The sequence below is a fragment of the Rhodococcus sp. NPDC049939 genome (assembly GCF_040656415.1).
Taxonomy (GTDB): Bacteria; Actinomycetota; Actinomycetes; order Mycobacteriales; family Mycobacteriaceae; genus Rhodococcus_F.
In genome coordinates this window covers 679,455-702,205 of sequence record NZ_JBFAMC010000001.1, presented here as the reverse complement: position 1 = coordinate 702,205, position 22,751 = coordinate 679,455, and the positions used below count along the sequence as shown (strand labels likewise).

The following is a 22,751-nucleotide window of genomic DNA, read 5'->3' as shown; positions in this document are numbered from 1 at the left end:
CAGTCTCGAAAGTGACACCGTCGCAGGGCTCCCGTCGCGGGCCTCGGTCGGTGTACGGTGCGTGCTACCGAGGCGATCTGATCGAGGCTGTCAAGTGAGCTTGGCGAATCTCTGAGCACTTCGGCTACCAAATCCTGCCTCCGTGAGGCAGGCTATGGGCATGATTCGTCCCCCTTTCGTGGCGCGTGTCGCCGCCGGAATCGCCGTGACGGCCGTCGAAGAGGCGAGAAGACTGCCCACAACCGCTGCAACTTTGCCTATGACTGCAATCAGCCAGGTGTTGCAAACCACAATGCGAGTCCAGCAGTCGATTACCGCGCTGGCCATAAAAGGTGACCAGGCTTTCGCCTTGATCAACTGGACCCACTACGACGACGAACAACCGGAGTGGGCCGTCTTCGACGAGGACACCGATACGGGGACCCCCGTTGCCGACGGGTCCGATGACCGATCAGCCGGACCCGGCCGGTTCGCCCTGTACTCGCTGAGCCCTCAGGACGAGGACACGCCCGGCAAGGGGTCTACCCCGAAGACAGGTTCCACCGTCAACAGTTCGGCATCGAAGACATCGAGCAAGTCGAAGAAGAAGGCCACCACAACTTCCCTCCCGGTGCCCGAACCGGAGATCGCCGCACTCCTCGACTACGGATCGCTTACCCTCGCACAGCTGCGTGCCCGTCTGCGTACCCTCTCCGTCGAGGACCTCACGGCGCTGCTGGACTACGAGAACGCCACCCGGGCACGGGCACCGTTTCAGACCATGCTGACGAACCGCATCACCACCGCCAAGACCAAGTGACGTCCGCGCAGCCCGGCGCAGCCGGTGTGGGCCCCAGCACCGCCGAGCATCCTTGGCCCGTCCGCACTGTGTCGGCCAAGGTCGCACAGTGGATCGATCGGCTCGGAAGCGTCTGGGTCGAGGGCCAGATCACCCAGATCAATGCCCGTCCCGGCACGCGTACCGCGTTCCTCGTGCTGCGCGATCCCTCGGTCGACATGTCCCTTTCGGTGACCTGCTCCCCACGACTGCTCCAGAATTCACCGGTCCCTCTCACCGAGGGCAGCCGCGTGGTGATGTTCGGCAAGTTGTCGTTCTACACCGGTCGTGGCTCGGTGTCGCTGCGTGTCACAGAGATCCGCGCGATCGGGATCGGTGAACTCCTGGCCCGGATCGAACGGTTACGGGCCTTGCTGGCCGCTGAAGGGCTATTCGACTCTCGGCTGAAGCGCCCGCTGCCGTTCCTGCCCGGCACGGTCGGGCTGATCACCGGCCGTGCCAGCGCCGCCGAGCACGACGTCCTCAGCGTGGCTCGGCGGCGTTGGCCGGCCGTGAAGTTCGAAGTGCGCAACACCCCTGTGCAGGGGGCGACAGCCGTCCCGCAGATCCTCGAAGCGTTGAAGGAACTCGACGCGGATCCCCAGGTCGATGTGATCATCCTCGCTCGCGGCGGCGGCAGCGTCGAAGACCTGTTGCCGTTCTCCGACGAGACGCTGTGCCGCGCCATCGTCGCCTGCACGACACCGGTGGTCAGCGCAATCGGACACGAACCCGACAGCCCACTGAGCGATCATGTGGCCGACCTGCGGGCCGCCACGCCCACGGACGCCGCGAAACGCGTCGTACCGGACGCGGTCGCCGAACTGGCGTTGGTCGGAGAGCTACGAGCGCGGAGCGCGGCGGCGCTGCGCAACTGGGTGGAGCGCGAGTCTCATCTGATCTCCCAGCTTCGCAGCCGACCGGTACTCACCGATCCGTTGGGCGCGCTCGACCAACGATCGGATGAGATTGAGCGACTGCGCGAGGCGGCGCGGCGCGACATCGACCGCACGATCACCACCGAAAGCACGACGATCGAGCATCTAAGTGCACGATTGACGACCCTCGGCCCGGCAGCGACACTCGCCCGAGGCTACTCCGTGGTGCAGCGGATCGTCGCGAACGCAGACCCCGCGGTTCTGCGTTCCGTCGACGACGCCCCGCCGGGCACTCAAATCCGTGTTCGCGTCGCGGACGGGGCACTCCGCGCCGCGGTGATTGGAAAGGACGACTAGGACATGAGCGAGTCCACCGGACACGATGCCGACATCGCCGAACTCGGCTATGAAGCGGCGCGCGACGAACTCGTGGACGTGGTCAAGGTACTCGAGCAGGGTGGCCTCGACCTCGACGCGTCACTCACGCTGTGGGAGCGAGGCGAAGCCCTCGCCAAGAGGTGCGAGGACCACCTCGCCGGAGCGCGCAAACGCGTCGAGACGGCGCTCGCGCATGCCGAAGACGTAGAGACTGCCCCTGCCGAAGACGAGGACTGACGCCGTCACCGATATCAGCCGGTGAGAACCGGCGCATCCGCGAGCGCTGTTGCCAACTGCTCGAAGTCTTCGGTGGATGCGCTGCCGGTGATCAAGAGTCGGACGTCGCCGAAGTCCGAGATCCAGATCGGCTCGACACCCTCACCGCCGTACACGACCCAGTTGTATCCCGCGACATCTTCGGTTCCCGTCGCCGTACGGGGGCCTCCTGCCACGAACGGCACCAGAACGGTTTCGATGGCGTCGCTCTGAGTGAGCTGGATGTAGCGGCCGGTGGGAGTGATGAATCCGACGGTGCTCGAATCTCCGCCGCCGTCGCCGCTGACGATGCTGCGGCTTCCCGAGTTGGGGGTCCAGCCCTCTGGGATCACCGGCTCACGCACCGGGAACGAGAGGTCCTCGGCGTCGTACTTCAGCGCCGAATCGATGTCGAAACTCGGGATCGGACCGGTCGTAGGCCCACCCGGGCTGAACGTGCACTGACTTGCGATAGCCGCGATCAGAACACAGAACAGGACAAGAGGTACTAGCGACCACACCATGTCGCGATTGTTGTGCAGAATGCGCGGTTTATCTGATGCCACATAGACAGTATCCAGACTCGATCCGTTAACGGCGATTCTCGGTCCCGCCAATGCGCACTCGAGCAGTGCACGTCACATCCCTACCTAAGATGAATGAGCAGGACTATCTGAAAAGATGGGCGGGCAAGAACCCATCCGATTCCAGGTGTCCGCGAGGCCACCGATACAGCGTCGACGTACCGGGTCGACCGTGACTGCCCAGGAGGCACAGCCCATGACGGCCAGCACCACTTCGAGTCGCCGCGAGGCGCCGGACCGAAATCTTGCCCTCGAATTGGTCCGGGTTACCGAGGCAGGTGCGCTGGCCGCGGGTCGCTGGGTCGGTCGGGGCGACAAGGAGGGGGGCGACGGTGCCGCCGTCGACGCCATGCGCCAACTCGTCCACACCGTATCGATGCGCGGCATCGTCGTCATCGGTGAAGGGGAGAAGGACGAGGCCCCGATGCTGTTCAACGGTGAAGAAGTAGGCAACGGCGACGGTCCCGAGTGCGACTTCGCCGTCGACCCTGTCGACGGAACCACCTTGATGTCAAAGGGAATGCCCAACGCCATCTCAGTCCTCGCGGTCGCCGAACGTGGTGCGATGTTCGACCCGTCTGCCGTGTTCTACATGGAGAAGATCGCCGTCGGGCCCGAGGCAGCCGACGTCATCGACATCACCGCCCCCGTCTCCGAGAACATCAAACGGGTTGCAAAAGTCCGCAGGTCCTCTGTCTCGGATGTGACGGTGTGCATCCTCGACCGCCCCCGGCACGCCGAACTCATCCAGGACGTCCGCGACACCGGTGCCCGTATCCGCCTGATCTCGGACGGGGACGTCGCCGGGGCGATCGCCGCCGCCCGCCCGGAATCGGGCACCGACATCCTGATCGGTACCGGCGGCACCCCTGAGGGCATCATCGCCGCCGCCGCCATGCGCTGTATGGGTGGCTCGCTGCAAGGCAGGCTGGCCCCGATCGACGACGCCGAACGGCAGAAGGCCATCGCCGCCGGGCACGATCTGGACCGTGTGCTGACCACCGAGGATCTGGTGTCGGGCGAGAACGTCTTCTTCTGCGCAACCGGCGTCACCGACGGCGATCTGCTCCGCGGCGTCCGTTACTACGGAGGCGGCGCATCGACCCAGTCGATCGTGATGCGTTCGAAGTCGGGCACCGTCCGCATGATCGACGCCTACCACCGCCTCGAAAAGCTGCGCGAATACTCGTCCGTGGATTTCGACGGCGAGGACGGCGCTGTTCCGCCGACGTTCTAGGCGGCTCGCCTGACCGTGCACCTTTTCGGTCGCTCACGCCTTCGAATGGCGCACGCCATCGAAAAGGTGCACGGGAGCATCACCAATATCGCCTCGAAAGTGGCATGTTTGACCCATGACCGAGAGCAGCGAGCAGCAGTACCGGATCGAGCACGACACCATGGGTGAGGTGCGGGTGCCTGTCGACGCGTTGTGGCGCGCTCAAACCCAGCGCGCCGTCGAGAACTTCCCGATCAGCGGCCGAGGGCTCGAACGCGCCCAGATTCGCGCGATGGGATTGCTGAAGGCAGCCTGCGCGCAGGTCAACAAGGATTTGGGTCTCCTGGAGGCAAAGAAAGCCGACGCCATCATCGCCGCAGCCAACGAGATCGCCGAGGGTCGGTACGACGACCAGTTCCCCATCGACGTATTCCAGACCGGCTCGGGGACCAGTTCCAACATGAACGCCAACGAGGTGATCGCCTCCATCGCGGCCGCCGCGGGTGTGTCGGTACACCCCAACGACGACGTCAACATGTCGCAGTCGTCCAATGACACCTTCCCCACCGCGACGCATGTCGCCGCCACCGAGTCAGCGGTGAAGGATCTGATTCCCGCCCTGTGCCATCTGCGATTGGCGCTGCATGACAAGTCCACCGAGTGGAAGACCGTCGTCAAATCCGGCCGAACTCACCTGATGGACGCCGTTCCGGTGACCCTCGGCCAGGAGTTCGGCGGCTACGCCCGCCAGATGGAAGCCGGAATGGAGCGCGTAATGGCCTGCCTTCCGCGCCTCGGCGAGCTTCCCATCGGTGGCACAGCGGTCGGGACGGGTCTCAACGCACCGGACGATTTCGGCCCCTTGGTGGTGGCCGAACTCGTCAGAGTGACGGGTATCGACGCCCTCACACCGGCAACGAACAGCTTCGAAGCGCAGGCGGCACGGGACGGGCTGGTCGAGGCTTCCGGGGCCCTGCGCACGATCGCGGTGTCCCTCACCAAGATCGCCAACGACATTCGCTGGATGGGCTCGGGGCCACTCACCGGGCTCGGAGAGATCCAACTGCCCGACCTTCAGCCCGGAAGTTCGATCATGCCCGGCAAGGTCAATCCGGTTCTCCCCGAAGCGATCACGCAGGTGGCGGCCCAGGTGGTCGGTAACGACGCCGCCATTGCCTGGGGAGGCGCGGGGGGCGCCTTCGAGTTGAACGTCTACATCCCGATGATGGCACGGAACCTGTTGGAGTCGTTCACCCTGCTGACAAACGCGTCGCGGTTGTTCGCGGACCATTGCGTCGCGGGACTCGTCGCGAACGCAGAACACCTGAAGACCCTTGCCGAGTCGTCACCATCGATCGTGACACCGCTGAACTCTGCCATCGGGTACGAGGAGGCCGCAGCCGTCGCCAAACAGGCGCTACGGGAGAAGAAGACCATCCGCGAGACCGTCGTGGACCGGGGCCTGATCGGCGACAGGCTCACCGAGGAGGAACTCGACAAGCGCCTCGACGTGCTGGGTATGGCCAAGGTGAAGGACTGACGCACCGGATACGTCCCAGCGCCCAGATCGGCGGACACAGGTTTCTCGAGCGAGAAACTCGGTCGAAAGAAGTTCGCTTCGGAGCGAAAATGGCCTGGTCACCGGCCTGTGGTCGCTAGTGTGACAAGTGACGACTCTCCCAGCTTGCGCAGAGGAGCGCCACGTGCGTCGACACAGGAGCTTGACGGTACTTCTCGCTCTCGCGCTCGGCGGGTCGCTCACTGCGGGCTGCGCCTTCGACACGGACGACACAGTCGACTCCGGTTCCACCGGCACGGACGGTCCCACGGAGTCCGCGAGCCTGGCCAACCCCGCCGCCGTCGCGGGTATCGATATTCCCAACGGACAGATCGACGACGCCGTGGGGCGCCTCGACGAACTGGCGAACGACCTGATGGGCAGTTCCGGCGTTCCTGGCATGGCGGTGGCCGTGGTCCACGACGGCCAGACCGTCTATGCCAATGGCTTCGGAGTGCGTGCGATCGGCACCGATCAAGCGGTGAACGCCGACACCGTCTTCCAGTTGGCATCGTTGTCCAAACCGGTCGGAGCTACTGTCGTGGCCGGCCAGGTCGGTAACGGTGTGATCGACTGGGACACCCCGGTCGCCTCCACACTGCCCGACTTCTCACTGGCCGACCCTTGGGTCACCGAACACGTCACAGTGGGTGATCTGTATTCACACCGGTCGGGCCTGCCCAACCACGCAGGCGACCAGCTAGAGGATCTCGGCTACAACCGGCAACAGATACTCGAGAAGCTTCGCCTCGAACCATTGAATCCGTTCCGGATCACCTACGAGTACACCAATTTCGGTCTCACCGCTGCCGCAGAGGCTGTCGCGGCGGCGTCGGGAACGGACTGGGCGACGCTGTCCGAACAAGTGATCTATCGACCTCTGGGAATGTCCTCGACCAGTTCACGGTATGCCGACTACGAGCTGAGGGCCGACCGCGCCACCGCGCATCAACTGGTCGGGGGCGAGTACGTCGCAGAGGAACGCGATCCTGATGCCCAATCGCCCGCAGGGGGTGTGAGTTCGTCCGTCAACGACATGAGCAAGTGGCTGGCCATGCTCCTGTCAGACGGGTCGTTCGAGGGTAGACAGATCGTCTCCTACGACGCACTGCTCCCCGCTATCAGCCCCCAGGTCGTATCCCTGCCACCCAGCGCCCCAGATACTCGTCCGGGGATGTACGGATACGGATTCAACGTGTCGACGACCCCGGCCGGACGCGTGTCCCTCAGCCACTCCGGAGCGTTCCAACTCGGCGCCGCAGCAAACTTCGTCGCGATACCATCCGCCGACGTCGCGATAGTCGTCCTGACGAATGGATCCCCCACTGGCATTCCCGAAACCCTGACAGCCGAATTCGCCGACCTCGTTCAGTTCGGCGAGATCCGCGAAGACTGGAAGACGCTCTACGCTCAGGCCTTCGCACCGATGCTGGACCCCGAGGGGAGTCTCGTGGGCAAGGATGCACCTACCAACCCCCTTCCCGCCCGCGCGCTCGCGACCTACTCCGGCGTCTACCACAATGATTACTGGGGGCCTGCTGTGATCAGCGAAAGCGACGGTGCACTCTCACTCGAACTCGGCCCTGCAGGCCAGACGTTTCCGTTGACGCACTGGAGCGGTGACGAGTTCTCGTTCAACCTGGTCAACGAGAATGCCCCGCCGGGCACGATCTCGAAAGCCACCTTCGCAGGAGACGGCGTCACATTGGAGTACTACAACACCCACGGCCAGGGGACTTTCGTTCGCTGAGCCATCACCGAGGTAGGGAGAAAACGATGAATGCGAACTCGCACACGCCCGCCGAACCCACTCCGACGGGCACCTCTGACGTCGAAGTGGTGCGCGCCTTCCTCGACGCACTCGTTGCCGGCGACCCAGCGGCCGCCAGGCAATACCTCGACCCGGACATCGTGTGGCACAACGTATCTTTTCCCAAGATTCACGGCATCGATGCGGTCATGCGCATCCTGGAGGGCATGTCCCGACCAGGCGTTGGATTCGAGGTACGTCTGCACCATATCGTTGGCAACGGAACATCCGTACTCACCGAACGCACCGACATCCTGATCTACAAGAAGTTGCGTAGCGAATTCTGGGTGTGCGGCACATTCGAGATGAAAGACGGCAAGATCGCCGTCTGGCGAGACTATTTCAGCAACAGCGCCATTCTGTGGGGCATAGTCAAGGGCCTCGTCCGCGCCTTGTGAAGCATCCGCGAACTTCTCGCGCGCTCTGCGACCTCTCGTTCCAGGACGCCGACGAATGTCGCACCGGCCCAGCGAGCTGGTACCGATGCGACATTCAGCGCACCACCTGTGAAGCAAGCCCCTACGGCGTCGGCCCGAACTCCTCCAACATCTCGGTAACCAGAGCCGCGACCGGAGAACGCTCGCTCCGCAGCAAAGTGATGTGCGCAAACAGTGGATGCCCCTTGAGTTTCTCGATCACGGCAGCCACACCGTCGTGCCTGCCTACCCGCAAGTTGTCACGCTGTGCGACATCGTGCGTGAGGACCACCCGGGAACCGGCGCCCAACCGCGACAAGACCGTGAGCAGCACGTTCCTCTCCAGCGACTGCGCCTCATCGACGATGACGAACGAATCGTGGAGCGAACGGCCACGAATGTGCGTGAGTGGCAACACTTCCAGCATTCCCCGGCTGATGACCTCTTCCATCACTTCGGGGCTGGCAAGTCCGTCGAGAGTGTCGAAGACCGCCTGGGCCCACGGCCCCATCTTCTCGCTCTCACTGCCTGGCAGGTAGCCGAGTTCCTGACCCCCGACTGCGTAGAGGGGTCGGAAGACGACGACCTTCCGATGCGTACGACGCTCGAGGACCGCTTCCAGACCAGCGGTCAAAGCCAGCGCCGACTTGCCGGTACCCGCCTTTCCGCCCAGCGAGACGATGCCCACACTCTCGTCGAGAAGGATGTCCAGTGCGACACGCTGCTCGGCTGAACGTCCATGCAAGCCGAATGCTTCACGCTCACCCCTCACCAATTGCACGCGCTTGTCCGCATTCACCCGGCCCAGAGCACTCGATGATCCGCCCAAGAGCCGAATACCTGTATGGCACGGCAGTTCTCGTGCCGCTTCCAAGTCGACGACACCTACCGAGAACAGTTCGTCGATCGACGACGCCGGCACCTCCATTTCGGTCATGCCCGTCCAACCGGATGCAATGACATCGTGGGCGTGGTACTCGTCGGCGCACAGTCCTACCGCACCGGCCTTCACGCGTAGCGGAATGTCCTTGCTGACCAGAACGACGTCATTGCCTTCTGCCTGAAGATTCAGTGCACACGCGAGGATCCTGGAATCGTTGCTGTCCGTGCGGAATCCGACGGGAAGAACTAGCGGGTCCGTATGGTTCAGCTCGACCTGAAGCGAGCCGCCCTCGGCCCCGATCGGTACGGGTTGATCGAGGCGGCCGAACTCCATGCGCAGGTCGTCGAGCATGCGCAGCGCTTCTCTTGCGAACCATCCCAACTCGTGATGATGCCTCTTTCCCTCGAGCTCGCTGATGACGACGAGGGGAAGCACCACACGGTGCTCGGCGAACCTGGTGACGGCCCAAGGGTCCGATAACAGTACAGATGTGTCCAACACGAATACACGAACTACCGAATCCGAGGATGTTCCGGAAGCTGCGGACGAATGCCCACTTCGGGCTGACACGGAGCGTGAAGCAGTCACGTGAGGCTCCTAGATCTGCGTGGCACCCACGCAGACTCGGTTCGCTGGGCCGGTCCGTCCCTGGTGTGGAATCCACACGAGGGCCGGGTGCCGGCCCCCTCGCACTGAGTCTTTCAGCCACGATCAGGACCTCCCGCACAAGCAACTTCCACCGCTGCCTGTTACCCCCGACCGTACTGCCAATCGCACCGGAGAGAGGTGCGACTGAGGGGCGTGTCGGCGAAGATTCTGTTACGTCTGAGCACGCCTGTGACTGGAGGTTAACTCGAGACTGGACGGCTGCTTATTTCACTTTCAACGAGTGCGGTTCGGATGCGTTCCTCGAGGTGATTTTCGATGACCGCCGTGGTGGCCGAACGCAACCGGACGAGATGATCCGTGTAATACAGGTATCGTCCGTCGTCGGCGATATCGAACCAGGTCATGGAGTCGAAAACGGCATCGTGAGCACCCTGCCACGGACGGTGCAGGCAGATGTATCCTGCACCGGTTCGGCGAGCCAGAATGCGCTTGATCAGGGAGGCTCCGGACACGGCGGCATTTTGCAGAACGCTGGTCCGTGCGGGCTCGGCGCGAAGATCATCGGGGTGCGCCTCGATCGCGGCGGTCTGTCCCGCCACAGCCTCAGGGAGTTCGCAAAGTAGATCGCGAACGAACTGATGGACGTCGGGTGCGTGCGATCCCAGTCGGGCCTGCACGTGAATGTCACCGGTTCCCGGTGCGATCCTGACGCCGCCGGATTCCGTCGCGGGCCGCTGCTCGGCGACCACGGCGGCCCGTCCCCGGACCGCACCGCGACGATGAATGGGGGCACTGCCCGGAGAGTAGACACTGACCGATACGTCGGGGTGGCGAAGAACCGCTACTGCATCGTGGAGTCGAGGGTCCATTTGCTCGGCGCGCCACCGCTCCAAACGTTGTCGTTCGAGGTCGGCTTCGCTTTCCAGACGTGCATCGGTGCGATGCTCGAACGGGTGCGGCATCGTGTCAAGATCCGTGGCCTCCCACAAGTACATGAATTGTGACGAGGACAGTTGCCAGTTCATGCGCCGATGACCGGTGGCGCGACGGGATCGAGATCGCCGATCAACTCGTTGCCGTTTTCCATATTGATCAGGTAGCTCGGTGTCTCGTGCTCAGTGTCTTCATTTCTGCCTGCCCCGGCGCCGGGTGCAGCCATCGGCATGCCCATTCCCATGCCGGGACGGGCCATGCTCGGTTTGGTGGTTACGGCTCCGGCACCTGTTCCGGCAGCTGCTCCGGCGGCTGCTCCCGCGGCCACGCCAGGCGGAATTGCGCCGGGAACCATAGCGCCCCCTTGGCTCTCAGGCCTGCTCTCGCTTCCTCCTCGGTTTGCGCTGCCGCCACCGAACCCGCCGATTCCGCCTGCGCTGCTGCTGGATCCACCACTTCCATTCGCACCCGTGGGTGTTCCGTACGCATTCGCGGCAGACGTCGGCGTTGGAGAACTCGCGCTTCCTTGCGCGCCCGGTGCGACGCCCTGCGCGGAACCTTCAGCAGCGGCTGCCTGCGTAGTTGCGGCGCCATCTTCATCGGGTACGGGTGACTCGCCTTTGCCGGGGGAGCCTGTCCCCGAACTTCCAGCGCCGTCGCCGATTCCGTTCCAGCCACCATTTCCCTGGACCCCGGCGATCGGGGGCGGGGGCACGAGGGAGGGCACGTCGGTGCCTGCGTCGATGAAGCTCGGCTTGTAGATCTGCTCCAGGATCTGGGCTGCCTCTCGCCGCTGCGTTTCCTGCTGCGCCTTCGCTGCGACTGCATCCGCACCGCTCAGCATGAGTGGCAGTTGAAACGCGTCGGACAACAAAGCTTGCACCGCCGGTTTCACATCCCCAGCCGCGCTGCCCGCCTGCCGAAGCTTGAGTCCGATCGTTTGAAGCGACGCCGTGGTGTCGCCGACGGGGCCCATCACGCGTTCGATGGCCGCGGTCGCGGCGTCAGCGGCGTCACCCTCCCAATCGGAGTTGATGACCAACTTCAGTTTGATCAAGCCCCACCCGATATCGAACTCGCTTGCCACGGCGATATACCTGTTTGCCAGGTCCAGAATCTGGCCGGCGTCCAGGGCGGAGACCTTGCCTGCCATCTCCTCGCGACTCATCCCTCCGAAGACATCCGGGTCGGTGACGTACGGGGCGTCGCTTTCCTCATCGCTACGTCCCCTTAGTTGCTCGATGCTCTTTTCCAACCGGCTACGCTCGATGGCGTCGTCGAGTCCCGCCGTGACAAGGTCAGCCAGTCCGTTGGTGTCGCTCATGTCTACTCCCCCTCAGGTAGATAACGGGCGATGATGCTCGCGGTTTCCTCGATCCCGACGCACCGCTCTTCCTCCAGGTTCTGGTCCGACCGAGTTGGTTGCAAAAGTCGGGAGACAGCTAGGATGCCGTAGTTGGTCTCCATGCTCACGGCGCAATTGGACGCGAATGGCGTTTCGAGTAATGCGCGGCGTCCGTCGACCTCGATCGGAGTGGAATAGTCCCTGGCCTTCTCCTGCTGCTCGGCGAAGGTGATGTTCGAGGAGTATATGTTCAGCCCGTACCGGCGTTGCGGGGTATTGAACCCACAGATCAGGAACGTGTGATAGTCGGCGGCGACAAGATCTTCGTCCTTCGACTGAGGGTCATAGCCAGCCCCCACCAGTGCCTCATCAGGGATGTCGAGGCACGGATCGAACACCACCAGCGGTCGGTCCGACTGATCCACATGACGCGGCACCCGCGCGGTCGAGGACGGCGACACCGTATCCGACTCCGGCACAGCCTCAGGTACAGCGGCGGGAGACGCACAAGCGGTAAGAATCGACGCGAACGCCAAGAGGGCGGCAACGGAGGAGCGGCGCGGCATCAATGATCCATCCCGGGATCGAGACTGCCGAGCAACTGCGCGAACTGCCCGTCGGTGTCGGCGAAGGACTCTCCACCGGCCACGAAGGACTCCCGCATCGCCATGATGACGGTTCGGAATTCCTCGAGCCGTTCGGCGACTGTGACCGCCTTGCGTCTATACCCCTGGGCAAGTTGATCACCGATCCGAAAATCACCGAAGCCATCGACGAAGTGGAGCCTTTCCGACTCCCTTAGCGCGCTATCAATCGAGTCGAGCATCTGATCGCAGATGCGCACGCACTGTTCGATCGCTCCCGGTTCGAGACGCAGCGCCACGTATCCCCCCTATGTGATCGACCGTCATCGACGTGACCCCCACGCCCGATCGCCGAATGGTACTCGGCTCGTGCCCGCACGCTCGTTGCCGGGGTGGCTGCGAACAGCCACCGCGGCAACGGCACTCGAGTATCAGTAGCGAGCCACAGGTGCTGTCGCCTAGATCAGGCGCCAGTCCTCTAGCCCGTCGTACAACGGGAAGTCGGCGGCCAGCTTGGTGACGCGAGCTTTCAGTGTCTCCACGTCGGACGATCCGGCCAGCGCGACGCCGATGATGTCGGAGACCTCGGTGAATTGCTCGTCGCCGAAACCACGCGATGCGAGCGCGGCGGTACCGATCCGCAGGCCGGAGGTGACCATCGGTGGGCGCGGGTCGAACGGCACGGCGTTGCGGTTCACTGTGATGCCGACCTCGTGGAGGAGATCCTCGGCCTGCTGGCCGTCGAGCTGCGAGTTGCGCAGGTCGACGAGCACCAGGTGAACGTCGGTGCCACCGGTGAGGACGCTTACACCCTTACCCGCGACGTCCGAACCGGTCAGACGCTCGGCGAGGATCTTGGCACCGGAGATCGTGCGTTGCTGACGGTCCTTGAACTCCGCGGTACCCGCGATCTTGAGGGAGACAGCCTTGGCGGCGATGGCGTGCATCAGCGGCCCGCCCTGCTGGCCGGGGAACACGGCCGAGTTCAGCTTCTTCGCCCACTCCTGCTTGGCCAGGATCAGACCGGAGCGGGGTCCGCCCAGGGTCTTGTGCACGGTACTCGACACGACATCGGCGTAGGGCACCGGCGACGGGTGCAGTCCGGATGCAACCAGACCGGCGAAGTGCGCCATATCGACCCACAGGTATGCGCCAACCTCGTCCGCGATGGAACGGAACGCCTCGAAGTCCTGGTGGCGGGGGTATGCGGACCAGCCCGCGACGATCACCTTCGGCTGCGACGCGACCGCGATCTTGCGGACCTCGTCCATGTCGATGCGGTGATCTTCCTTGCTGACCCCGTACGACTCGACGTCATAGAGCTTGCCCGAGAAGTTGAGCTTCATGCCGTGCGTCAGGTGACCGCCATGCGCGAGATCGAGGCCGAGGAGCTTCTCGCCCGGGTTCATCATGGCCATGAGAACGGCGGCGTTGGCCTGAGCGCCGGAGTGCGGCTGCACGTTGGCGAAATCGGCGCCGAACAGTTCCTTGGCCCGGGTGCGCGCCAGATCCTCCACGATATCGACGTGCTCACAACCGCCGTAGTAGCGGCGTCCGGGGTACCCCTCGGCGTACTTGTTGGTGAGAACGCTGCCCTGTGCCTGCAGAACCGCGCGGGGAACGAAGTTCTCCGACGCGATCATCTCGAGTGTGTCACGCTGACGGGCCAGTTCACCTGCCATGGCCTGGGCGACTTCTGGGTCGAGTTCGGCGAGAGGAGCCGTGTTGACGTCGGTACCGGGCACAGCGGTCATCGAGGAATCTCCAAAGCTGGGTGCGGAAGCGAACACCCTCAGTCTACGAAGAACCCGTGAGTGCATCCCAACTGCCTGCGGCCAGCGGCCGCTCATCGGCCCGAAGGACGCTGGGAACGAGCGGCTCGTCGAGCAGACGGCGGAAGCGCTCGGATCGGTCCGCGCCTGCGGGCACCTCTGCAAGCCAGCCGCCGAGAAGTCGGTAACCCTCCACATAGGTGCTGGTGTAGGCCCGCCACAGGGGCGAGGACAGGAAGCGCAGCGACTGACGGGCCCGGTCCGGCGTCGACAGGCTCCATCGCTGGAGAAAGCCCACGACATCGTCGTGGCTTCGGCCTTGGTCGTGGAGCATCAACGCCGCATCCTGCCGGACTCCTAATAGCTGTGCGGATGCCGCCGAGAGGCGCTGGGCGCGCTCACCGTCGAAACGCAGACCCAGATCGGCATAGATCTCTTGCGCCCACAACCCCCAGTCGCGTCCGACGATCGATTCGAGCGCAAGGTCGGCAAGCCCCTCGGCCATCAGGCATTGCGGGGTGTTGACGAGGAACAGCGTCTGTTCGAGTTGTCCGGCGCCGACGAGTCCCGCTTCCTTGCGGCAATGTTCGGTGTGATGGCCGGGGTACGACTCGTGCGCGATCAGCCGCGGCAGGTTCGCCATGTGTTGCTCGAGATCGGAGTTGACCGCAACCCTCGAGCGATAGTCACCGAGGTAATAGTTGAAACCCGACCAGGGCTTGTCGCCGACCACCTCGTACTCGACGACTTCCGTGTCGGGCAACGTGTAGCTCTGTCGCACGAGGTCGCGTAGGGCGCTCGAGAATGCTTCGACGCACTCGTGAAGCCGGTCCGCCGGGATCCGGTCGGAGGCCCGATGTGCCTGCATTCGCTCTGCGAGCGGCCCGGGTCCGGGAAGGACGGCATCAATTCTCCGGTGGGCCTCTCGGTACTCCTCTTCGTCACCGCGCTCGATGCGGACGTCGAAGTACGCCTCGACCTCGTCGACGAAGCCGATGTCGTCGCCCGCGAACTTTCGCCCCGAGCATTCGAGCGCGCGGAGATGGACATCGAGAAACCTAGTCCTGTCCTCGGCAAGGCCCGCTGACGGCAATTCGGCACGAAGCCTCGACGCCGTGCGCGCAAGTTCTCTCGGATCGGGCGTGGGTGCGTTCTCCACCTTCCTTCGCAACGCCGGGTCTCCGGTGTAGGCGTCGACGAATCCCTCTTCCAGCCGGTCAAAACCCAACCCGAGCAGCAAATACTCACGGACGAACGAATCGGATTCCATGCCGTCAGACTCTAGTCCACACCCATCCGCCCGACCCGCCGACAACGCTGGCTCGGAGACCAAGCAGAATCCGACTATGCAACCGCTACTCGCCAGCGCAACGACGACGGAAGAGATTTTGGGCATCGAACGTCCACTTCCCATCGCATTCGCGTGTGAGCGGAACTGATGGCCCGAACGAGCGAGCCCAGTCCGTACGTCGAATTCGACCGGAAGCAGTGGCGCACGCTGCGCAAGTCGACGCCCCTCGTCCTGACCGAGGAGGAGTTGTACGGACTGCGTGGTCTCGGTGAGCAGATCGACCTCGAGGAGGTAGCAGAGGTCTACCTGCCGCTGTCGCGTCTCATCCACCTTCAGGTCGCCGCCCGGCAGCGCCTCTTCGCCGCTACCGCGACGTTCCTCGGGGAGAAGCATCCCGACCAGCAGGTGCCGTTCGTGATCGGTATCGCAGGCAGCGTCGCGGTAGGCAAGTCCACCACCGCACGCGTGCTCCAGGCGCTGCTTGCGCGCTGGGAGCATCACCCGCGTGTCGACCTGGTGACCACGGATGGCTTCCTGTATTCGACCGCGGAACTCACACACCGCGGGATCATGCACCGCAAGGGCTTCCCCGAGAGCTACGACCGCCGCAAGCTGCTGAGGTTCGTCACCGAGGTGAAGTCGGGGGCCGAGGAAGTAGCTGCGCCCGTCTATTCGCATATCTCGTACGACATCATCCCTGGCCAGTACCACCTGGTACGGCAACCAGACATCCTCATCATCGAAGGCCTGAACGTCCTGCAAACTGGCCCACGACTCATGGTGTCGGACCTGTTCGACTTCTCCATCTACGTCGACGCTCGCATCGAGGACATCGAGTCCTGGTACGTCCAGCGCTTTCTCGCGCTACGCAAGACGTCGTTCTCGGACCCGGACTCGCACTTCCACCACTACGCGGGACTATCCGACCGCGACGCAACCGCCGCCGCGAAAGAGATCTGGCACACCATCAACCGGCCGAATCTGGTGGAAAACATTCTGCCGACGCGTCCGCGAGCCACACTGGTGCTGCGCAAGGATGCCGATCACTCGATCAACCGGCTCCGCCTGCGCAAGCTGTAGGCAGAGACGCTCAGCCACAAGCGAAACCGGCTGGTGCTCCGGTCACACACCGAACCTGCGGTGCCGGGCCGCGTAGTCGCGCAGGGCGCGGAGGAAGTCGACGCGACGAAACTCGGGCCAGTAAGCCTCCGTGAACCAGATCTCCGAGTAGGCGCTCTGCCACAGCAGAAAACCCGACAATCGCTGTTCCCCTGACGTTCGGATGACAAGGTCAGGATCAGGTTGCCCAGAGGTGTAGAGGTGACTGCCGATGCCGTCGACCGTGATCGATTTCACCAAGTCATCGCCTGCCAACCCCGCCGACAACTTCTCGCTCACCAGCGACTGCACCGCATCAGCAATCTCCTGCCGGCCGCCGTATCCGATCGCTACGTTCACGTGGGTGCCAGTGCGGCCCTGGGTCTTCTCGGCGGCGTCACGCAGCCGCCGTGACTGATCGGCCGGAAGCAGGTCGGGTGTGCCGACGATCTGCACACTCCAGTTCTTGTCTTCACCCGAGATCTCCTCGACAACGTCGGTGATGATCTCCAGCAAGGTGTCGAGTTCTTCCGGAGCGCGACGCAGGTTCTCGGTGGAAAGCAGGTATATGGTGGCCAATTCGATGCCAGCGGCGTCGCACCAACTCAGTAACTCGGCGATCTTGAGGGCACCCATTCGATGGCCGTGGCTGACATCGGTGAAGCCATTCTCCCGAGCCCAACGACGATTTCCGTCGCACATCACGGCTACGTGCCGAGGGTGCTGCAGACCGTCGAGCCGCCTGGACAGGCGACGCTCGTAGATGCTGTACAGCAGTCCTCGCACATTCACCCGGAGATCACCATGACATGCAAGACTACGCCGCAGCGGATGGTCCTCCTCGACGGTGGTCACCGAGACCAGCCTTTCTGATACCCGCGGGTACGCTCTCACGACAAGCGAACCTACGGCTGCGTAGGTTTGAGCCGCAAAGAGTGAGAAGAGGTGTTCATTGACCGCGCTCGACCTCCACGAACTGCCCGTCAAACCCCGAATGCGCGGGTGGATTCATCTGTGGGCGTTCGGTGTCTTCGCCATCGCAGGACTCGCCCTCGTCACACTCTCTGGCACCAGGGTGTCCATCCAAGCGGCTCTCGCCACAGCCGTCTATTGCGTGACCGTCTGTGGCATGTTCGGTGTCAGCGCCACCTATCACCGAATCCACTGGAACACCATCGCCGGCCGCATCTGGATGAAGCGTGCGGACCATTCGATGATCTTCCTGTTCATCGCGGGCACCTACACCCCCCTGGCATTTCTGGGGCTTCCGTCGGACACCGGCCGGACCCTGCTGACGGTCGTCTGGGCGGGTGCTCTGGCCGGAGTCGCCCTGAAGATGCTGTGGCCGACGGCGCCGCGATGGGTAGGGGTTCCGCTGTACCTGCTCCTCGGCTGGGCAATCGTCCCGGTGGCTCCTGAGCTGACGCATGAGGTCGGCGTTTTGCCGATGATGCTGCTCCTCATCGGCGGCATCCTCTACTCGGGTGGCGCGATTCTCTACGCAACCAAGTGGCCCAATCCTTGGCCGCGCACCTTCGGCCACCACGAGTTCTTTCACGCCGCGACTGTTGTTGCTGCCCTGTGCCACTACGTCGCCGTCTGGTTGGTCGTCTTCCGCTAGCCTCGCGATTTCACACAATCGCCGAGAATCCCCCGAACTCAGATCCGTGCGAGAAGACTCACGAACAGTTGGTGGATCTGGGCTCTAGCAGTACCGACCGCTCTGGTCACAGAGCTATCGGCTCAGTGCATCGACGAGATCCTCGACTGTCGAGACCGGACGGTCGCAGACGAACCCCCGACACACATAGGCCGTCGAGACCCCACCGACCAGCGGCCGATCGGCGAGCAGAGGCGAGGAATCGGGGCGACCCCCGACCACCACGGCGCCACCCGGAGCGAGACGGCGTGCCTCGTCCAGCAGCGCGGAATCGCCGTCCGTGGCTACAGCCACCTGGATCGGCCCGCGCACCGACGCCTCCGCGACGGCCAACCAGTGCCCGGCGGAACGCGGTGCCCGCTGAAGCAGGAGCGCCACCCGCTCGATCGACGCTGAGGCCGCATCCGCATAGCGGCCCGACGTCCCCGCGTCCACGACGGCAGCAGCTGTCACAAGCGCCTCGGCGAGGCAGGACGCCCCAGACGGTGTCGCTCCGTCGACGGGGTCACGGGGGCGGGTCACCAGCTCCTCGGCGTCGTCGGCCGTGTCGAACCAACTTCCGGGTCGCTCGAGGTCGGCGAAGTGGATCAGCGCGCGGTCCAGCAACGCCTGTGCACGTGTCAACCACTCTGCGTCGCCCGTGGCCTGAAACAGCCCGAGGAGCCCGGTGGCCAGGCAGGCATAGTCTTCGAGAACTCCTGCCGCCTCGCCGACCACCGATCCCAAGGAAGCCCTACGCAGACGTCCGTCGACGACATGTAGGTCCAGCACGACGCGCGAACACTCGGCGGCCGCCTCTACCCACTCCGGTTTGTCGAATCCCGCTCCGGCCTCCGCCAGAGCAGTGATTGCGAGGCCGTTCCACGCGGTGACCACCTTGTCGTCGCGCCCCGGTTGCGGCCGAGTCCGACGATGCGTGAGCAGCGCCTGCTTCACTCGGCTCCAGCGGTCCCAGTCGTCGGGGTCGACGGGAAGTTGAAGGACGGATGTCCCCGCTTCGAACGTGCCTTCCGCACTTACCGCGAACAGCTCCGAGGCCCAGCGGCCGTCCTCGACTCCGAGGACGGCGACGAGCTGCTCCGGAGTCCACACATAAGTGAGCCCCTCGACGCCATCTGTGTCGGCGTCGAGCGCGGATGCGAACGCCCCGGTCTCGGTGCGCAGGTCACGGAGCAGAAACTCGGCGGTCTCCTCCGCGACTCGGACCGCTAAGTCCGAACCCGTACGACGGCCGAGGTGCGCGTAGACACGCAGCAGTTGGGCATTGTCGTAGAGCATCTTCTCGAAGTGCGGCACAACCCATTCGGCATCGACCGAGTAGCGGGCGAACCCACCGCCGAGCTGGTCGTAGATCCCACCGCGGGCCATCGCCGCCGCGGTGCGTTCCACAACGTGGAGGAACTCCGTGTTGCCGGTCCTCTCGTGAGTCCGCAGTAGTCCTTCCATCAGAGCGGACGGCGGAAACTTCGGGGCTGTGCCGAACCCGCCACGAACGGCGTCCTCGTCACTGAGCACCGACACGCACGCCGCATCCAGCAGGGTGGAGTCCACGTGCGCATCACCCTCGGGGATGCCACCTGCGCCGCGTTGCAACTCTGCGACCACCGCGACTGCCGCTTCGTCGACGTCGCCGCGACGGTCCCGCCATGCATCGGCAATGGCACCGAGTACCTGGGTGAACGACGGCATCCCCCCGCGCGGCTGCGCCGGGTAGTAGGTGCCGCAGTAGAAGGGTGCGCCGTCGGGAGTGAGGAAGCACGTCATCGGCCAACCGCCCTGGCCCGTCATGGCGACTGTGGCATTCATGTATACGGCGTCCAGATCAGGACGCTCCTCGCGATCGACCTTGACGCAGACGAAGTTCTCGTTCATCAACGACGCGACCGACTCGTCTTCGAATGACTCGTGCGCCATGACGTGACACCAGTGACATGCCGAGTAACCGATCGACAGCAGAATCGGGACGTCACGCTCACGCGCCCATTCGGTCGCCTCCGGCCCCCATCTTTGCCAGTGCACGGGGTTGTCGGCATGCTGCCGCAGATAGGGACTCGTGGACCCACCCAGGGTGTTGCGTGCACGGGGGTCCATGTCGAATTCCTCTCCGGCTACTTCTGCGGATTCGGCGGGGTGTCCGTGGGCTTGCGCGGCTCGGTTACGTGCACGGATCTACCGTGAATCGCACCTCGATCGGTGCCCGCATCGGCGTCCTGATCCGCTTCGGGATGCTCGGGTTCGAACGTCTCGGGCAGCTTCTTCAGCTGCCTGTTCATCGAGCGAACCAGTAGCACCACACCCGCGAGCAACGCCAGAATGACCACGAGCCCGACCGGTGACGCCTTGCCGAACTCGGGGCCTGTCGGAGTGCTCGGCGTCTGCGCCAAGAGGTCTGCGGTGCCCGCAACGAAAAGTGTCGTCAAGGAGTTCATTTCAGTCCGTCCTCGTGAATGCCGGCGAACAAGTCGTTCTCCGGGATGGACGTCGTGACCCGTGTCTTGGCGAGCTCGAACTCCTCGGTCGGCCAGATCTTCTGCTGAACGTCGAGCGGAACGGCGAAGAAGGAGCCGTTCGGATCGATCTGCGTCGCGTGCGCACGAAGGGCGTCGTCCCGCTGCGGGAAGTAGTCGCCACACGTGATCTGCGTGGTGACACGTGCCATCAGGTCACCCTGCTCCGTCTTCCACTTCTTGAGCCATTCCGCCAGCGGGAATTCCTGACCGCGACGGTCGTACTCTTCCTGGAATTGCAGGAGACGCTTGCGGATGAAGCCGTGCGAATAGTAAAGCTTGAGCACCTGCCACGGAGCACCGGCATCAGGGAACCGATCGGGGTCGGCTGCGGCCTCGTAGGCCGCCATCGACACCTCATGGCAGCGGATGTGATCCGGGTGCGGGTAGCCGCCGTTCTCGTCGTACGTGGTCATCACGTGTGGCCGGAACTCACGGATCGCCCGGACCAACGCCTCCGTCGACACCTCGAGCGGGACGAGCGCGAAGCACCCCTCCGGCAGCGGCGGCTTGGGGTCACCTTCCGGCAGCCCAGAGTCCACGAAGCCCAGCCACTGATGCTGAACGCCGAGTATCCGGGCGGCCTTGGCCATTTCCTCTTTGCGCACCTCATGAATGCGGTCACGCACCCCGGGCACGTCCATCGCGGGGTTGAGGATGTCGCCACGTTCACCACCGGTCAACGTCACGACTCGCACGTCATTACCTTCCGCGACATATCGCGCCATTGTCGCGGCACCCTTGCTCGACTCGTCGTCAGGATGCGCATGGACGGCCATGAGCCGGAATCCGCTCACGTATTCGTTCTCCTCAGCTTCGCCAGTAGCCGTTGCCGGCTGGTCCGTATCGCGCTCGCGTCCCTCGTCATCGTTGACATCGCGCGGCTACGCATCCTCTATAGTCCCATTCGGTAGTTCCGCATGCAGCCCTGCCCCCGCTCCAGCGCAGGAAGCAGCAGGGAACTGAAGCGGTGACAAAGTTGAGGTTGATTGATGACAAGAACGCTCCCCCCGGGACGCTACGGAACTGACGAGAAATCCTCACGCCCGAAGCGATGGCAGATATGGGTGCTGTCGATATTGGTCGTGGCCATCGGCGTGACCGTGGCAGTCATCGCGTTCAACCGGTTCAGCACTCCCGAACTCGACAGCCAGACTACGTCTTTCGATTTGGTGAACGATTCACGTCTCGACGTCACCTTCACCGTCACTCGGAAGGAACCCTACCGTGATGCGGTATGCATCGTGCGCGCCCGCTCCAGGGACGGGTCCGAGACCGGGCGCCGCGAGGTGTACATCGCGGAAGGCGCGGACCAGACCGTGAAAGTTACCGCACCCGTCTACACTTCTCGACCACCCGGAATGGGTGGTGTCTACGGCTGCAGCTTCGACGTCCCCGCCTACCTCACCGGCGGTTGACACGGCGACTCTTCGAGAGGCTGTTCGGCTTATTCAGGATTCGCCCACCCTGATCGTGCTAAAATTGCCTGGTACACGGTTCCTGGTCGGAACCGTGTATTGCTGCATTTGACGGCTAGGTCGGTACAGGCGCGCCCGCGACCGTGGAATCTGCAACACCGTTGATCACTGCGGTTGCGGTGATCTGTCGAGGAGCCGGCGGCTCCAACTACGAGGGAGTGATCGAGATGACCGAGACCCAGGTGACCTGGCTGACCCAGGAGTCACATGACAGGCTCAAGAGCGAACTCGACCAACTCATTGCGAACCGTCCCGTAATCGCCGCCGAGATCAACGAGCGTCGCGAAGAAGGCGACCTCAAGGAGAACGGCGGCTACCACGCGGCGCGCGAAGAGCAGGGGCAGCAGGAAGCGCGCATCCGTCAACTTCAGGAACTCCTCAACAATGCGAAGGTCGGCGAGGCACCCACTCAGTCCGGTATCGCTCTACCCGGTTCCGTGGTGAAGGTCTACTACGACGGCGACGAAACCGACACCGAGACGTTCCTGATCGCCACCCGCGAAGAGGGTGTTCGAGATAACAAGCTCGAGGTCTACTCCCCCAATTCCCCGTTGGGCGGCGCACTGCTCGAAGCGAAGGTCGGCGAGACCCGCGAATACACGCTTCCCAATGGCAGCAGCATGAAGGTTTCACTCATCAGCGCGGAGCCCTACCACAGCTGACCTCGAAGTTCGCCGCG

The 22,751-nt window shown here is 63.9% G+C and carries 23 protein-coding genes; 11 read left to right on the top strand and 12 right to left on the bottom strand.

The features are described from left to right. Positions 1–160: 160 nt before the first annotated feature. The 3 genes from AB0I57_RS03085 to AB0I57_RS03075 are packed head-to-tail and all read left to right on the top strand — an operon-like array spanning position 161 to position 2,310. Positions 161–799 (top strand): lipid droplet-associated protein, encoded by a 639-nt coding sequence (locus AB0I57_RS03085; protein ID WP_358329663.1) that lies wholly within the window; start codon positions 161–163, stop codon positions 797–799. Further along, entirely contained in the window at positions 796–2,052 is a 1,257-nt protein-coding gene (gene xseA / locus AB0I57_RS03080; protein WP_358329660.1) for an exodeoxyribonuclease VII large subunit, read from the top strand. The genes AB0I57_RS03085 and xseA overlap by 4 nt, the downstream gene beginning before the upstream one ends. Positions 2,053–2,055: 3 nt before the next feature. Continuing rightward, positions 2,056–2,310, top strand: a complete 255-nt coding sequence (locus tag AB0I57_RS03075; protein ID WP_358329657.1) for an exodeoxyribonuclease VII small subunit — start codon at positions 2,056–2,058, stop codon at positions 2,308–2,310. A 14-nt stretch (positions 2,311–2,324) separates the two neighbouring features. Here the strand turns inward: AB0I57_RS03075 and AB0I57_RS03070 are convergent, their stop codons facing one another. Further along, positions 2,325–2,894, bottom strand: a complete 570-nt coding sequence (locus tag AB0I57_RS03070; RefSeq protein ID WP_358329654.1) for a DUF4245 domain-containing protein — start codon at positions 2,892–2,894, stop codon at positions 2,325–2,327. Between the two features lie 214 nt (positions 2,895–3,108). Here AB0I57_RS03070 and glpX point away from each other — a divergent pair, with 214 nt between their 5' ends. From glpX to AB0I57_RS03050, 4 genes are all read left to right on the top strand, one after another. Continuing rightward, the gene (gene glpX / locus AB0I57_RS03065) at positions 3,109–4,149 is read left to right on the top strand and encodes a class II fructose-bisphosphatase (RefSeq protein WP_358329651.1); all 1,041 of its coding nucleotides are present in this window, start codon (positions 3,109–3,111) and stop codon (positions 4,147–4,149) included. A 115-nt stretch (positions 4,150–4,264) separates the two neighbouring features. Then, positions 4,265–5,668: a class II fumarate hydratase gene (locus tag AB0I57_RS03060; protein WP_358329647.1), complete on the top strand. Its 1,404-nt coding sequence runs from the start codon at positions 4,265–4,267 to the stop codon at positions 5,666–5,668. Positions 5,669–5,831: 163 nt separating this feature from the next. After that, entirely contained in the window at positions 5,832–7,436 is a 1,605-nt protein-coding gene (locus AB0I57_RS03055; protein ID WP_358329644.1) for a serine hydrolase, read from the top strand. Between the two features lie 26 nt (positions 7,437–7,462). Beyond that, a complete protein-coding gene (locus tag AB0I57_RS03050; RefSeq protein ID WP_358329641.1) occupies positions 7,463–7,894 on the top strand; it encodes a limonene-1,2-epoxide hydrolase family protein in 432 nt (143 codons plus the stop codon). 121 nt (positions 7,895–8,015) lie between these two features. Here the strand turns inward: AB0I57_RS03050 and AB0I57_RS03045 are convergent, their stop codons facing one another. From AB0I57_RS03045 to AB0I57_RS03015, 7 genes are all read right to left on the bottom strand, one after another. Continuing rightward, a complete protein-coding gene (locus tag AB0I57_RS03045) occupies positions 8,016–9,383 on the bottom strand; it encodes a PhoH family protein (RefSeq protein ID WP_358329638.1) in 1,368 nt (455 codons plus the stop codon). 260 nt (positions 9,384–9,643) lie between these two features. Further along, positions 9,644–10,429 (bottom strand): ESX secretion-associated protein EspG, encoded by a 786-nt coding sequence (locus tag AB0I57_RS03040; RefSeq protein ID WP_358329635.1) that lies wholly within the window; start codon positions 10,427–10,429, stop codon positions 9,644–9,646. Continuing rightward, positions 10,426–11,661 carry a hypothetical protein gene (locus AB0I57_RS03035; protein WP_358329632.1) on the bottom strand — a complete coding sequence of 412 codons (1,236 nt, stop codon included), beginning with the start codon at positions 11,659–11,661 and terminating at the stop codon, positions 10,426–10,428. The genes AB0I57_RS03040 and AB0I57_RS03035 overlap by 4 nt, the downstream gene beginning before the upstream one ends. Positions 11,662–11,663: 2 nt before the next feature. Then, complete coding sequence (locus AB0I57_RS03030) at positions 11,664–12,248, bottom strand: DUF3558 domain-containing protein (protein WP_358329629.1); 585 nt, start codon at positions 12,246–12,248, stop codon at positions 11,664–11,666. Continuing rightward, complete coding sequence (locus tag AB0I57_RS03025; RefSeq protein ID WP_358329626.1) at positions 12,248–12,565, bottom strand: hypothetical protein; 318 nt, start codon at positions 12,563–12,565, stop codon at positions 12,248–12,250. The genes AB0I57_RS03030 and AB0I57_RS03025 overlap by 1 nt, the downstream gene beginning before the upstream one ends. Positions 12,566–12,724: 159 nt before the next feature. Then, positions 12,725–14,020: a serine hydroxymethyltransferase gene (gene glyA, locus AB0I57_RS03020; protein WP_358329623.1), complete on the bottom strand. Its 1,296-nt coding sequence runs from the start codon at positions 14,018–14,020 to the stop codon at positions 12,725–12,727. Positions 14,021–14,063: 43 nt separating this feature from the next. Further along, entirely contained in the window at positions 14,064–15,308 is a 1,245-nt protein-coding gene (locus tag AB0I57_RS03015; protein WP_358329620.1) for a DUF885 domain-containing protein, read from the bottom strand. Between the two features lie 168 nt (positions 15,309–15,476). Here AB0I57_RS03015 and coaA point away from each other — a divergent pair, with 168 nt between their 5' ends. Further along, positions 15,477–16,409, top strand: coding sequence for a type I pantothenate kinase (gene coaA, locus AB0I57_RS03010; RefSeq protein ID WP_358329617.1), 933 nt, complete (start codon positions 15,477–15,479; stop codon positions 16,407–16,409). Between the two features lie 42 nt (positions 16,410–16,451). Here the strand turns inward: coaA and AB0I57_RS03005 are convergent, their stop codons facing one another. Next, complete coding sequence (locus AB0I57_RS03005) at positions 16,452–17,219, bottom strand: isoprenyl transferase (RefSeq protein WP_358333084.1); 768 nt, start codon at positions 17,217–17,219, stop codon at positions 16,452–16,454. A 160-nt stretch (positions 17,220–17,379) separates the two neighbouring features. Here AB0I57_RS03005 and AB0I57_RS03000 point away from each other — a divergent pair, with 160 nt between their 5' ends. Continuing rightward, a complete protein-coding gene (locus AB0I57_RS03000; protein WP_358329614.1) occupies positions 17,380–18,048 on the top strand; it encodes a hemolysin III family protein in 669 nt (222 codons plus the stop codon). A 114-nt stretch (positions 18,049–18,162) separates the two neighbouring features. Here AB0I57_RS03000 and AB0I57_RS02995 read toward each other — a convergent pair whose 3' ends face one another. From AB0I57_RS02995 to mca, 3 genes are read right to left on the bottom strand one after another with little or no spacing between them, the layout of a single operon-like run. Further along, complete coding sequence (locus AB0I57_RS02995; protein ID WP_358329611.1) at positions 18,163–20,178, bottom strand: thioredoxin domain-containing protein; 2,016 nt, start codon at positions 20,176–20,178, stop codon at positions 18,163–18,165. Between the two features lie 17 nt (positions 20,179–20,195). Continuing rightward, complete coding sequence (locus tag AB0I57_RS02990) at positions 20,196–20,516, bottom strand: hypothetical protein (RefSeq protein ID WP_358329608.1); 321 nt, start codon at positions 20,514–20,516, stop codon at positions 20,196–20,198. After that, positions 20,513–21,391, bottom strand: coding sequence for a mycothiol conjugate amidase Mca (gene mca, locus AB0I57_RS02985; protein ID WP_358329605.1), 879 nt, complete (start codon positions 21,389–21,391; stop codon positions 20,513–20,515). The genes AB0I57_RS02990 and mca overlap by 4 nt, the downstream gene beginning before the upstream one ends. Positions 21,392–21,586: 195 nt before the next feature. Here mca and AB0I57_RS02980 point away from each other — a divergent pair, with 195 nt between their 5' ends. Together AB0I57_RS02980 and greA are read left to right on the top strand one after the other, a co-directional pair. Continuing rightward, positions 21,587–22,012 (top strand): DUF4307 domain-containing protein, encoded by a 426-nt coding sequence (locus AB0I57_RS02980; protein ID WP_358329602.1) that lies wholly within the window; start codon positions 21,587–21,589, stop codon positions 22,010–22,012. A gap of 227 nt (positions 22,013–22,239) precedes the next feature. Further along, entirely contained in the window at positions 22,240–22,734 is a 495-nt protein-coding gene (gene greA, locus AB0I57_RS02975) for a transcription elongation factor GreA (protein ID WP_358333081.1), read from the top strand. Positions 22,735–22,751: the final 17 nt, after the last annotated feature.

Excerpts from the sequence above, each read along its gene's own strand:
- AB0I57_RS03085 (WP_358329663.1), top strand. The coding sequence starts at position 161 with ATGATTCGTCCCCCTTTCGTGGCGCGTGTCGCCGCCGGAATCGCCGTG.
- AB0I57_RS03075 (WP_358329657.1), top strand. The coding sequence starts at position 2,056 with ATGAGCGAGTCCACCGGACACGATGCCGACATCGCCGAACTCGGCTAT.
- glpX (WP_358329651.1), top strand. The coding sequence starts at position 3,109 with ATGACGGCCAGCACCACTTCGAGTCGCCGCGAGGCGCCGGACCGAAAT.
- AB0I57_RS03060 (WP_358329647.1), top strand. The coding sequence starts at position 4,265 with ATGACCGAGAGCAGCGAGCAGCAGTACCGGATCGAGCACGACACCATG.
- AB0I57_RS03050 (WP_358329641.1), top strand. The coding sequence starts at position 7,463 with ATGAATGCGAACTCGCACACGCCCGCCGAACCCACTCCGACGGGCACC.
- AB0I57_RS03040 (WP_358329635.1), bottom strand. The coding sequence starts at position 10,429 with ATGAACTGGCAACTGTCCTCGTCACAATTCATGTACTTGTGGGAGGCC.
- AB0I57_RS03035 (WP_358329632.1), bottom strand. The coding sequence starts at position 11,661 with ATGAGCGACACCAACGGACTGGCTGACCTTGTCACGGCGGGACTCGAC.
- AB0I57_RS03030 (WP_358329629.1), bottom strand. The coding sequence starts at position 12,248 with ATGCCGCGCCGCTCCTCCGTTGCCGCCCTCTTGGCGTTCGCGTCGATT.
- glyA (WP_358329623.1), bottom strand. The coding sequence starts at position 14,020 with ATGACCGCTGTGCCCGGTACCGACGTCAACACGGCTCCTCTCGCCGAA.
- AB0I57_RS03015 (WP_358329620.1), bottom strand. The coding sequence starts at position 15,308 with ATGGAATCCGATTCGTTCGTCCGTGAGTATTTGCTGCTCGGGTTGGGT.
- coaA (WP_358329617.1), top strand. The coding sequence starts at position 15,477 with ATGGCCCGAACGAGCGAGCCCAGTCCGTACGTCGAATTCGACCGGAAG.
- AB0I57_RS02995 (WP_358329611.1), bottom strand. The coding sequence starts at position 20,178 with ATGGACCCCCGTGCACGCAACACCCTGGGTGGGTCCACGAGTCCCTAT.
- AB0I57_RS02990 (WP_358329608.1), bottom strand. The coding sequence starts at position 20,516 with ATGAACTCCTTGACGACACTTTTCGTTGCGGGCACCGCAGACCTCTTG.
- AB0I57_RS02980 (WP_358329602.1), top strand. The coding sequence starts at position 21,587 with ATGACAAGAACGCTCCCCCCGGGACGCTACGGAACTGACGAGAAATCC.
- greA (WP_358333081.1), top strand. The coding sequence starts at position 22,240 with ATGACCGAGACCCAGGTGACCTGGCTGACCCAGGAGTCACATGACAGG.